Origin of the sequence: Atribacter sp., assembly GCF_035418125.1 — a bacterium.
Classification (GTDB): domain Bacteria; phylum Atribacterota; class Atribacteria; order Atribacterales; family Atribacteraceae; genus Atribacter; species Atribacter allofermentans.
In genome coordinates, this window is record NZ_DAOLQM010000049.1 from 1 (window position 1) to 10,513 (window position 10,513).

11 protein-coding genes and 1 pseudogene are annotated in these 10,513 nt (G+C 36.1%); 11 read left to right on the top strand and 1 reads right to left on the bottom strand.

Annotated features, from left to right (window positions below):
- The 9 genes and pseudogenes from PLK24_RS04235 to PLK24_RS04275 form a co-directional block, all read left to right on the top strand.
- A pseudogene (locus PLK24_RS04235) lies at positions 1-359 on the top strand (DUF1302 family protein); the annotation flags it as partial.
- 317 nt (positions 360-676) lie between these two features.
- Positions 677-1,252, top strand: coding sequence for a TetR/AcrR family transcriptional regulator (locus PLK24_RS04240; protein WP_324476614.1), 576 nt, complete (start codon positions 677-679; stop codon positions 1,250-1,252).
- A gap of 172 nt (positions 1,253-1,424) precedes the next feature.
- Entirely contained in the window at positions 1,425-2,456 is a 1,032-nt protein-coding gene (locus PLK24_RS04245) for a GntG family PLP-dependent aldolase (protein WP_324476616.1), read from the top strand.
- 347 nt (positions 2,457-2,803) lie between these two features.
- Positions 2,804-3,748, top strand: coding sequence for a sugar kinase (locus PLK24_RS04250; protein WP_324476618.1), 945 nt, complete (start codon positions 2,804-2,806; stop codon positions 3,746-3,748).
- A gap of 106 nt (positions 3,749-3,854) precedes the next feature.
- The gene (locus tag PLK24_RS04255; protein WP_324476620.1) at positions 3,855-4,274 is read left to right on the top strand and encodes a hypothetical protein; all 420 of its coding nucleotides are present in this window, start codon (positions 3,855-3,857) and stop codon (positions 4,272-4,274) included.
- A gap of 35 nt (positions 4,275-4,309) precedes the next feature.
- The gene (locus PLK24_RS04260; protein ID WP_324476622.1) at positions 4,310-5,632 is read left to right on the top strand and encodes a replication-associated recombination protein A; all 1,323 of its coding nucleotides are present in this window, start codon (positions 4,310-4,312) and stop codon (positions 5,630-5,632) included.
- A gap of 365 nt (positions 5,633-5,997) precedes the next feature.
- Positions 5,998-6,984: an ROK family protein gene (locus tag PLK24_RS04265; RefSeq protein ID WP_324476624.1), complete on the top strand. Its 987-nt coding sequence runs from the start codon at positions 5,998-6,000 to the stop codon at positions 6,982-6,984.
- A gap of 72 nt (positions 6,985-7,056) precedes the next feature.
- On the top strand, positions 7,057-7,689 hold the full coding sequence (locus PLK24_RS04270; RefSeq protein WP_324476626.1) for a LysE family translocator: 633 nt from the start codon (positions 7,057-7,059) through the stop codon (positions 7,687-7,689).
- Positions 7,689-7,991, top strand: coding sequence for a hypothetical protein (locus PLK24_RS04275; RefSeq protein WP_324476628.1), 303 nt, complete (start codon positions 7,689-7,691; stop codon positions 7,989-7,991). Before PLK24_RS04270 ends, PLK24_RS04275 begins: the two co-directional genes overlap by 1 nt.
- 1 nt (position 7,992) lies before the next feature.
- On the opposite strand, the gene PLK24_RS04280 is transcribed toward PLK24_RS04275, so the two are convergent.
- Positions 7,993-8,748, bottom strand: coding sequence for an undecaprenyl-diphosphate phosphatase (locus tag PLK24_RS04280; RefSeq protein ID WP_324476630.1), 756 nt, complete (start codon positions 8,746-8,748; stop codon positions 7,993-7,995).
- Positions 8,749-8,939: 191 nt separating this feature from the next.
- Between PLK24_RS04280 and PLK24_RS04285 the strand changes: the two genes are divergently transcribed.
- Complete coding sequence (locus PLK24_RS04285; protein WP_324476631.1) at positions 8,940-9,278, top strand: hypothetical protein; 339 nt, start codon at positions 8,940-8,942, stop codon at positions 9,276-9,278.
- A gap of 111 nt (positions 9,279-9,389) precedes the next feature.
- Positions 9,390-10,513: clostripain-related cysteine peptidase (locus PLK24_RS04290; RefSeq protein ID WP_324476633.1), on the top strand; the 1,124-nt coding region annotated here is incomplete at its 3' end.

The following is a 10,513-nucleotide window of genomic DNA, read 5'->3' on the forward strand; positions in this document are numbered from 1 at the left end:
TGGATGTATTTGATGAGATGTACTGGAAAGCCAGTGTCGGTGCCGATTATACTGCTGAAGATAATACTTATTACAACCTGATTTATTTATTGGGAACTCCTTATGAAGAAGGAAAAGATGTATCCTCTTATCTTTTCTTGCGTTTAGAGAAACCCAGTCCTGATAACAAATGGAAACCATTTTTAAATTCCATACTCAGTCTTGAAGATGGAAGTATGATCAATATTATTGGAACCGATTATAAACCGAAAGACAATTGGACGGTCACTTTTTCCTATTCAGTATCAAGTGGTCCGGCCACTTCAATGCTCTCTATGGCAGGTGATACATTGTCTTTGAATGTTAAACATGTGTTTTAGGAAATTTAAATTTATGTTTCTACAATTTTTAAAATTATTTTATACGGGCATGATTTATCAAGCCCGTAGATTTTCAGAATAGAAAAATGTTTTTAAAGAAAAAGATAAAGATTGATATTGAGAGATTCTCACGTCGCAAAGAACGCTCCTTAGAATGACGATTAACAATTCCCCTCCGTGGAGGGGAATTGTTGAATTTATTCTTTATCTTTTTGTTTCATCACTTTTCATTTAATCCAGTATTTTGAGGACAGCACGATTTGTTCTATCCATTCGAATGATTTCCAAAAAAAATAAATAAATTTTAGGTGATATATTTGATTGATAAAAAACAAAAAATTTTAGAAGCAGCAAAAAAGATTTTTGCTGAAAAGAGTTATTTTGAAGCAACTTTAGAGGAAATATCAAATAGTTCAGGAGTTAAAAAGTCGACTATCTACTATTATTTTAGCAGTAAGTTGGATTTAATGGTGGGTCTTATCGAGCAGGTAATTCTTCAGGCAATGGAAAAGGTGAAAGATGTTCCTCACACAAAAAACCAAAAAGAAAGAGTAGCTGCTATTATCGAAAATTTGTTTAATTTTATTATGGAAGAGCGCGAATTAATGACGGTATTTCAACGGGCAGGATATGATTTTCTTCACCACCACAATACCCTGGAACGATTCAAGAAGGTAATGGATAAGTTTCAAATATTTCGTGATAATTTTGGAAATAAAATTGGTGATATTGTTACAGTTAATGGATACATTATTCCTGGAAAGGATTTCATGAGAGTTTTAACATCAAGTATTTGGGGATATTGTATGGATGAGAGTAAAGAAGGTAAAATTATTACCGAAGATAAAAAAGAAATGTTTCAAGAGATATTTACAGCTTTTCTTCGAGAATGAAAGAAGGTTTACCAAAAAGACTTACCATCCTGCTATATTATATTGCTTGAACAAGGAAGTGCTCATCCTTAAGCAGAATCAATCTCTGTCCAGAGAAATAAGTTATTTTATACTATTTAATATTCAGATTCCTATTCATATCACTCGCTAATAAGTGGGATTGAGGTGTAAAATGAAAATTGTCGATTTGAGACGAGACACAATAACCCTCCCAACGACTGCTATGGTCGATACAGCTTTTAAAGCCACCTTGGGTGATTCGGTATATGGTGAAGACCCCAACCAAGTCCAGTTAGAAAAACTTGCGGCTGAAATCCTTGGAAAAGAAGCCTCAATATTTGTCCCAAGTGGAACAATGGGAAACTTAGTTGCACTTCTTTCCCATACCAACCGAGGTGATGAATTGATTTGCGAAGAGAATGCTCATATTCGACTATCAGAAACCGGTGGTGGAGCAATGGTAGGGGGATTGATGTTTAGGGGTATTGAAGATCATTCTGGTGTTCCCGATGTTTCAGCCATCGAATCAGCAATTCGAGCTGATGATATTCATTACCCACCTACCAGCCTTATTTGTACTGAAATTACCCATTACCGATACGGAGGAATTATTCCACCATTAGAAAAAATTGCAGCCATATATACTTTTGCCCAAAAGAAGGGGATACCTGTTCATTGCGACGGAGCTCGAATTTTCAATGCAGCAGTTGCTTTAAACAAAGAAGTAAGTGAATTAACCTATTATTCCGATTCGGTTATGGTTTCCTTGTCCAAAGGTCTTGGTGCTCCGGTCGGATCGATTCTTGTTGGTCAACATGATTTTATTGAAAAAGCTAAAAAATATCGAAAAATGCTAGGTGGAGGTATGCGTCAAACTGGTTGGCTGGCCGCCTGTGGTATTGTGGCGCTTCAAAAAGAAAATATTCAACTTCTCTATGAAGACCATCAAAATGCAATTCGGTTAGCACAAGGGATTGCTCGTCTACCAGGAGTAAAAATCGATTTCAATCAAGTACAGACCAATTTCATTTTAGTCGATATCACTCAAACTAGTATTTCTGGCAAACTTTTTCTTGAGAAATTAAAAGAAAAAGGAATCTTGGTGACTTTAGCAAAACCAACCTTAATTCGCATGGTAACCTCCCGAGTGGTTAACGAACAAGATATTGAATATACAGTTGAAACTATCAGCAATTTATTGTAAAAATCATGATGGTGGTAAGTAAGTCCTATTGAGTTAAAACATCATTTTCCACTTCACCATTTCTACAAGTGAGAAGGACTTTTTAGTTGTCATTACAAAAAGAGCAATTACCAGACCTTTTCTAAAGTTTAATCTTTATTATTTTTCAAAAGGACCAAAGGGAAATATAATATCAGGATACGAATTCTTGTTCTGTTCAAAACCGTTTAAATATATAATAATCAATTTCTAAAAACAAAAATTAATAAGCTTTTCTAATTACTTTCCCAATTTAATTCTTTATGATATATTGCCAAAAGAAATTTAAATCATCATAAAAACCATTAATTTCGAGGTGGAAAGTTAAAATGCCTGAAATAATATCTATGGGAGAAGCATTAGTAGAGATTATGAGGGAAAAAATTGGAGCTGGTTTAGACAAACCTGAAGTTTTTATCGGTCCTTATCCCAGTGGAGCTCCAGCAATATTTGCTGATTGTGCTGCACGTTTAGGAGGGAAAGTAGGTTTTATCGGTACTGTCGGTAATGATGATTTTGGAAAAGTAATTCAAGATCGTCTCCGTTTTGATGGAGTTGACTTGACTTATTTTCAAAGCAAACCCGATACTACAACTGGAGTAGCCTTTGTTGCCTACTTTTCTGATGGATCAAGAAAATTTTTATATCATATCCGTAACGCGGCGAGTGGTGTTATTGAAAAAAGCCGGATTGTCAGTTCGTATTTTAAAGGTGCTCGCTTTCTTCACATTAATGGTTCAGCGGTTTCAATTAACCAGGCTTGGAAAGAAACCATTTACTCTGCTATTGAAACCGCCAAAAAGAATGGTGTGAAAATCAGTTTTGATCCCAATATCCGACCGGAAATATTAGGGGTTGATAAGGTAAGAGCCCTTTGCCAACCAATCATTGAAAGCGCCTCGATTATTTTCCCCTCAGGTGAAGAAGCAACTATGCTCACCGGCAATAAAGACCCCGAAGCGGCGGCTTTAGCACTTTTAGAAAAAGGAGCTGAGATTGTTGTTCTCAAAAAAGGGTCAAAAGGAAGTACGGTTTATTCACAAGGAACTAAATACGATGTTCCCGCCTTTGAAGTAGAAGAAATTGACCCGACAGGGGCAGGGGATTGCTTTGACGCAGGATTTCTGGTTAGTCTTATTCATAAGCGTTCATTAAAAGAAAGTGCACGTTTTGCAAACGCTGTTGGAGCATTGGCAGTAACCAGAAAAGGTCCAATGGAAGGTGCTCCATTTCCGGAAGAAGTGGATAAAATAATGACTCTGAGTAAGAAATAAGAGAAGAGCTTTTTGGTTATATAAATTGCTTTAGATTTGGTGGTGAGGTTTTCAGTTTTATATTTATTTCATTAAAAAATAAATTAATAAAAGGAATATGATCTGAATGCAGGAATATTTTGAAACTATCAAAGAAATTCTAAGTGATATAAAAGTATTGATCAAAAAAACCGAAGACCTTAAAGCAGAAATCATTGAACAACTGATTATTGATTGCCCACAAAAAATCTGCTTAACCGTTGAAGAATACGCTGTTCAAGAAGAAATTAAGCATTATCTTTCTCAATTAAATGAGATTTCGATCGAAGACATGAATACTATTTATCGCAACTACTCGTTCTTACAAACTATGGAAATAGTTTTAGGAGACAAGTTAGGAATACTCTCCGACGAAACCTTTGATTGGATTATTGAGATTGATGCGGCGTTAGGTACTTTTACTTCGCTCCCTGCCAGTAATTCGTTATTACATAATTCTACCGGGGAAGAATTTGTGTTTTCAGATGATAATGATATTTCAAGTTAAATTAAAAAACCTTCTCCATCTATAAGAGGGAAGTTGTGAGTCAACCAAAAGAAAACTTTTTTTATTTTCCCCAACCTAATTTACAACCCCTTGCTTTTCGGATGCGTCCACAAAAATTGGAAGATGTGGTCGGACAACCACATCTTACCGAAGAGAAGGGCATTTTAAATCGAATCATCAAAACCGGTACGCTCCCATCAATGATTTTTTGGGGGCCACCAGGGTCGGGAAAAACATCGACAGCTCTTCTGATTACTAAACAATGTGGTTATCAGATGCTATCAATTAGTGCGGTTGCTTCTGGGGTAAAAGACATCAAAGAATCAGTTCGTATCGCAGAAAAAAACTTGGCTGATTCAAAAAAAACGGTTTTTTTTATCGATGAAATTCATCGCTTCCACAAAGGCCAGCAAAGTGTTTTATTGCCTTATGTCGAATCTGGAGTTGTTGTCCTCATTGGTTCAACCACTGAAAATCCTTCTTTCGAGGTAATTGGACCACTATTGTCTCGAACTCAAGTTATTGTTTTTAAAAAAATATCAAATTTAGAATTAGTTAAATTATTGAAAACAGCCATTGAAAGTGAGAAAGGTTTAAATATCCCGCATTTAAAAGTAGAAGATGGTGTTCTGGAAAGTATTGCAGAATTAGCTGATGGGGATGCCCGACAAGCACTCAACCTGATCGAGATTGTCGTCAGCATATCACAAAAACAAAATTTACCAATAACGATTTCAATGGTAGGCGATATTCTTCAAAAACAATCATTTCTTTACGATAAAAGTGGCGAAGAACATTACAATATGCTATCAGCGTTTCACAAAAGTCTGCGAGGAAGTGATCCGGATGGAGCAGTTTATTGGATGTGTCGGATGATGGAAGCTGGAGAGCACCCTCATTCCATTTTTAGGCGATTAATTGCCTGTGCATCAGAAGATATAGGAAATGCCGACCCTCGAGCCCTGCAAGTTGCCGTAGCCGCTCAACAAGCTTACGATTTTCTTGGAGAACCGGAAGGAAGGTTGTCGATGGCGCAAGCGACTCTCTATATAGCCAGTGCTCCTAAAAGTAATGCTTCTTATAAAGCTTTGCACCAAGCAACAGCTGATGTGCGTGAACACGGTTCTCTACCGGTTCCGCTCCATTTAAGGAATGCTCCTACTCAATTGATGAAAAGCGCAGGTTATGGGAAAGAGTATAAATATGCTCATGATTTCCCTGGAGCTTTTGTTGAACAAGAGTTTTTACCACGCGAACTTATCAAAAGAGTTTATTATCAACCTTCAACTCGAGGTTATGAAAAAATGATCCGCAGCTGGCTTCGTCAACTGTGGAAATCAAAAAATTACAAAGATTAAGATTAATCCGCTCTTGATATAATAAGAGAAATTCATGCTTTTAAATAGAGCTAGATGACAATGAAAACCAAGATTCGGCATGCCATGGCATGCCGCTACATTAATCGGGCACAATACATTTTGCCCCTACATTTTTTTAATTCTTTTGTAGGGGATTGATTTATTATACCCGTGTATTTTAAGAATAGAAAAAAGTGAGAAAACGAGGATGGGGTTTTAATATTTACTATTTATTTATTACCCACAACTCACTTTTCATTGTATTTACAGGATTTAAGAAATAAACTAAAATAGCTTGTTATTAAGCCTTATGATTTAAATAATAAATAGCCAATATAATGATTATTCAGTTTGGAGGGTTATAAATGATAAAAAAAGCCTATATCGGTGTTGATCTCGGTGGAACTAATACCAAAATTGCCATTGTAGACGACCGAGGATCAATCATTGATCGATCAATGATACCGACTCAGGCAATGCGACCAGCGGAAAATGTGGTTGAAGATATTGCCGCTGAAGCAAAACGTTTAAAAAAAGAGGCGGAACTCAAAGAATTCAAAGTCTATTCACTTGGTATAGGTATTCCTGGATTAATAGATTGGAATCGTGGAATATGCTTGCTTTTACCCAACTTTCCTAATAAATGGAAACATATTCCAATAAAAGAATGGTTAGAAGAAAAGCTTTCTCTTCCGGTTGCGGTTATTAATGATGTGCGAGCTATTACCTTGGCTGAAAAGCGTTTTGGAGCAGGAAAAAATGTTAAAAGTTTAATCCTCATGGCAATAGGAACTGGGATTGGTGGGGGAGTGGTTATCGATGGTAACTTATACATTGGAAAAGACGGGAGTGCCGGTGAACTTGGTCATATTATCGTAGAGCCAGGCGGAATAAAATGTGGATGTGGAAACCGGGGATGCTTAGAATCATATGCCTCAGGTCCTTCCATCGTTGCTCAAGCTCTTCGTTCTTTGGTTCAACAGAATGATACTATAATTCGGGATATGATAAATGGAGATCTTAACTTAGTAACTCCAAAAATCATTGCCGATGCAGCAGTGGCCGGTGATGAAATAGCCAGAGATATTATCAAACAATCCGGTTTTTATATTGGTGTTGCCTTGTCTTCGACTTGTGTGGTTGTGAACCCAGAAATGATTATTATCGGTGGGGGAGTAGCACAAGCTGGCCGTCTTTTATTTGAGAGTATTGCCAACAGCCTAAAAGAAAACCTACACATGGTTCCGGTAAGTACTATTCAGTTCACAGAAACCGAATTAGGTATGGATGCTGGAGTCATTGGAACAGCTACTTGGTCTAAGGAAAAACTCTTAAAAGGAGAAATTGAATAAGATTCAGAATAATATTTTGTATCATCAACAAAAATATTATTCTGACAATTCTCAAAGTAAAAGAGGTGAGTTGTGGACGGATCTTTAGGATTAATATCTATTTTCGGGAGCGCTTTCTTGATTGGCTTTTCTGGTGCCCTTATGCCTGGACCCATGTTTGCGCTGGTTTTATCAGGAAGCTCAAGATCCGGTTTTAAGGCTGGTCCACTTACAGTTTTAGGGCATGGAATATTAGAATTGGCTTTGGTTATTGGATTAGTTCTTGGTCTTGGCTCTATACTTCAAAATGAAACAGTTTTTAAGATAATTGGGATTGTAGGAGGTGGGGTTTTAGTCTATCTGGGAGTTGATATGATTCGAAGCCTGCGACAAGTTAGAATCGATCTTAAAAAAGATGGGAAAGATCCGGATAAAAGTCTTATATTACATGGAATCATTACTAGTCTTTCCAATCCCTATTGGGTAATGTGGTGGGCGACCATTGGAATGGCACTCATGCTTTCTGCTTCCAAATATCGTCTCTGGGGAGTAGTGGTATTTTTTATTGGTCACATTTTGGCTGATTTGGTTTGGTATAGTTCGGTTTCATTTGCTGTTGATCGTGGACGAAAATTCCTTTCCCAAAAAGTGTATCAAAATATTGTTGCAGTCTGTGGAGTCTTATTAATCGGGTTCGGAATCTATTTTGTTTATGGAGCGGTATAATGATCAAATTAAAGCTCGAGCCGGTTCCCTATCGATACCATGAGACAGTTTTTGTTTATTGGGAATATGAATTAGAAGATTTATTAACACTTTGTTTTTTCCCTTTTCCATCCTTAAGCACTTATCTTATCGAATCGGTAGGAAAAGGAACCGGTTCTTCAGCAGAGATTAATTTAGTCTGCGAGGATAAGAGAATAAAAATTTGGCTTCCAGTAAATCGTTTTTCTGACGATCTTTTTAAAAGAATTGATGAAATTTTAAAAGAGAATATTCGAATTCTTATAGAAGAAGTCATGTTTTAGTTTAAGTTAAAAAATAAGCAAGGCATAATGCTCCAAATATTATTCGATAATAGCCGAAAGGTTTTAATTCCTTATTTTGAACAATTTTCAACAACAAAAAACAAGCGATCAAACCGGAGACAAATGCTGTAATAAAACCGGGTAAAATTGTTATCCAAGAGAATTGTCCTACGGTTTTAACTTCCATTAATCCTTTGACAAAAGCTCCTCCAATAGTGGTTATTGAAAGAAGAAAAGAAAAAAACACTGCATCTTCTCGGCGAAAACCAAGGAGGAGGGCAGTAATTAAAGTAATTCCCGAGCGAGAAACTCCGGGAATGAGAGCTAGTGCCTGGGATAATCCTATTAAGAGAGCTGAATTCCAATTCATTTCTTCTAAATATCGACTTCCTCTTTCTTTGATAAAAAAGAAAATTAATCCAACTGCAATCAAAATTGCCGCTATCAATCCATAGTTATTTCTGACTTGATTTTCCACGCTGAATTCAAAAAGCGTTCCAAAAATACCGGCAGGTATGGTGGCCAAAATTACATACCAAATTATCGAAGGTTTTTTCCATAAGCGATGATATTGAGGAATCATAAATAAAAGAACCGCAAACAGAGTGCCTCCGTGGAGCAGGACATCAAACCATAAATCCGGATCCCCAAAGCCGAGAATAGGGCGGAGAAGAATGAGATGGGCTGAGGAAGATACTGGAAGAAATTCGGTTAAACCTTGTATTAGTCCGAGTAATATTGATTGAATTGGATTCATGTTTCCTCCTAAAATTATTATAATTGAATGAAGTTAATTCTATTCATTATATCTAAAGATAGGAAGATCTTGACCGATATATTAATAATAAAGAATTTTTTTCGCAAATTTTTTATAATATTCGTCCAAAAGGTTGACCAAAAAGAAAATATAAAATACTATTTTATTATCCAAAGCCAAGGAGGTGTAAAATGAAAAGAAATTTAATTACTATATTTTTTGCTTTTGCTATTATTTCTTTAGTTATTGTCGCTGGTTGTGCGCCCTCACAACCACCAACTCCAACTTATGTTCCCCCACAAACTTGTAGCCTTACTATTTATTCCCAGTGTTTCGATTGTTATGGGTATGTTTGGGTTGATGGAAAATCTACAGGCAAATACCTCAATTATAATGGGATGGTTCAAGTAACTGTTCCTTGTGGAGTTGTATCGGTTGAACTAAGAGATGAATGGGGTTATGTTAGTGATCCGAGAATTATTCAAACCCCTCAAACATCTATATTAATATTTGATTACTTTTGGAACTAAACAGCTAATTTATAAATATTAAAAAATTTTTTTTTGATGTTTCTTTAAAAAATCACCGTGGCTCAAACCATGGTGATTTTTATAATAAAACTTAGAATAGGAACTAAATAAATGAAAAACAAAAAAATTGATAAGGTCGTAATAATTTTTTTATTATTAATTTTTGTAATCACATTAACTTCATGCCTACCAAAATACCCTAATGATAACCCTAGCCAAAGCCCAACTCCTCGACCATCACCGGGTGCTTATTCAACCGCTTGGACCATCATGATTTATGTCGATGGTGATAATGACCTTGATCCCTATGCTATTCAAAATATTAATTCCATGGAATTGGTAGGTTCAACTGATAAAGTAAAAATTATTGTTCAATACGATTCCTATGGATATGCCGGAGCTCGAAGATACTACATTACCAAAGATTATGATCAAGTAAATATTAATTCACCAATTATTGAAGATATTGGTGAAGTTAATATGGGGACCGGTGAAACCTTGGTTGATTTTATCCAATTTTGTACCAAGAATTATCCTGCTCAGAAATACTCTTTAATTCTATGGAATCATGGAGGCGGATTTAAAAGACCTGGTTCCCTGCAAAAGGATATTTGTTGGGATGAAACATCCGGCGATGATGCTTTGACCATTCCCGAAGTTGAGCATGCGTTAAACCAATCGGGTGCCTATTTTGATCTTTTAGCTATGGATGCGTGCTTAATGGGAATGTTAGAAGTGGCATACGAAGTAAGAAATCATACCGAAATATTTGTTGCATCGGAAGACAATGTCCCCGGAGAAGGATTTAACTATCAACATTTCCTTGAAAATTTAATCGCCTCTCCCAACATGGGTCCAGATAGTTTAGCTCGGATTATGATTGATTCGTATATTTCTCATTATCCTTTTGGAACAACTCTGACTTTATCAGCGGTAAATTCTCTTCTGCTATCCACTCTTACCCATGAGGTCAACAATTTAGCAATGGCGATAATACATGATAATAGTACCTCTAAAGAGGTCTACCGGAATATTATTACCCGAGAAACCATCTGTTTTGAAGATGTTGATTTTATTGATTTAGATGATTTTGCTTTAAAATTATTAGGACATCCTCAAGTACTGAGTTCTCAAGTAAAATATTCTGCCCAACGGGTATTAAATCAAGTTTCCAATGCGATTTTATACAATAGAAGCCAAGGAAACAATAGTTACTGGACCTTGAATAATGCTCA